This window comes from Myxococcus sp. AB025B, from assembly GCF_006518215.1.
Lineage (GTDB): Bacteria > Myxococcota > Myxococcia > Myxococcales > Myxococcaceae > Myxococcus > Myxococcus fulvus.
On the sequence record NZ_SRLW01000648.1, the window covers coordinates 1 to 1102 of the forward strand.

At 71.8% G+C, this 1102-nt stretch carries 2 protein-coding genes; one reads left to right on the top strand and one right to left on the bottom strand.

The window, feature by feature from the left end:
- The first annotated feature begins 69 nt into the window (after positions 1-69).
- Complete coding sequence (locus FL311_RS43300) at positions 70-654, top strand: Uma2 family endonuclease (protein ID WP_141333526.1); 585 nt, start codon at positions 70-72, stop codon at positions 652-654.
- A 9-nt stretch (positions 655-663) separates the two neighbouring features.
- On the opposite strand, the gene FL311_RS43305 is transcribed toward FL311_RS43300, so the two are convergent.
- The coding region (locus FL311_RS43305; protein WP_194869647.1) for a hypothetical protein at positions 664-1102 on the bottom strand (439 nt) is incomplete at its 5' end.

A 1102-nucleotide genomic window follows, 5' to 3' on the forward strand; every position in this document is an offset into this window, starting at 1 on the left:
GGGTTCCACTTCGGGGAGGCGGCGCGGATGTTGGAGGGGTGGGGTGCGGGCGGTGAGAGGAGCAAGGCGATGGGAGAAGGACCGAAGCGACCGGCGACGTACGAGGACCTGCTCGCACTGCCGGAGCATGTGGTCGGGCAGATCGTCGACGGGGAGCTCATCGTGATGCCCCGGCCGGCGAGTCCGCATGCGAAGGCCAACTCGGGTTTGTATGGCGAGCTCTATGGTCCCTTCGAGCGGGGACGAGGCGGGCCCGGTGGGTGGTGGTTCCTCGTGGAGCCGGAGCTGCACTTCCGCAAGGACGTGCTGGTGCCCGACCTGGCGGCCTGGCGACGGGAGCGGATGCCGGAAATCCCGGACGTGCCGTATTTCACGCTCGCGCCGGACTGGGTCTGTGAGGTGCTCTCTCCCTCCACGGCGCCGCTGGACCGGGTGAAGAAGAAGCGCATCTACGCGCGCGAGGGCGTGGGCCACGTGTGGCTGGTGGACCCGAAGGCGCGCACGCTGGAGGTGTTCCGACGGGACGGGGCGCGGTGGGTGGAGCTCGGCACGTACTCGGGAGACGAGCGGGTGCGGGCCGAGCCCTTCGAGGCGCTGGAGCTGGCGCTGGGCGACCTGTGGCTGACTGCGGAGGTGAAGCCCGGGTCGCCCTGAGCCGGGTGCTCAGTGCAGGGGGCGCTTGTCGGGTGTGTCCACGGTGAGCGGGGCGGGCTGGCGCATGAGCACCTCGCCCGCCGTCTGGAGCACCTGGGTGGTGGCGCCCTCGGGGTCGCGGAAGAAGTGGGGCGTCCAGAGCCGCACGAGCTTCCAGCCCTGGCCCTCGAGGACGCCGGTGCGGAACAGGTCCCACTCCACGCGGTCCGCGGCCTTGGGGTAGCGGGTGCCGTCGCACAAGAGGCCCACGGTGACGTCGCCGGGCGAGGTGGGGTGGTGCAGGGCCACGTCCACACAGAAGCCGTCGTTGCCCCAGTGCACCTCGGAAGAGACCTGATGGCGGCGGGCCAGGTGGTGGGCCAGCGCGCGGGCGAAGGTGGAGCCCGCGTCGGTCTCGCGCTCTTGCACGACGAGCTCCCGGGGGGCGGCCTCGGGCGTGGGGGAGGGC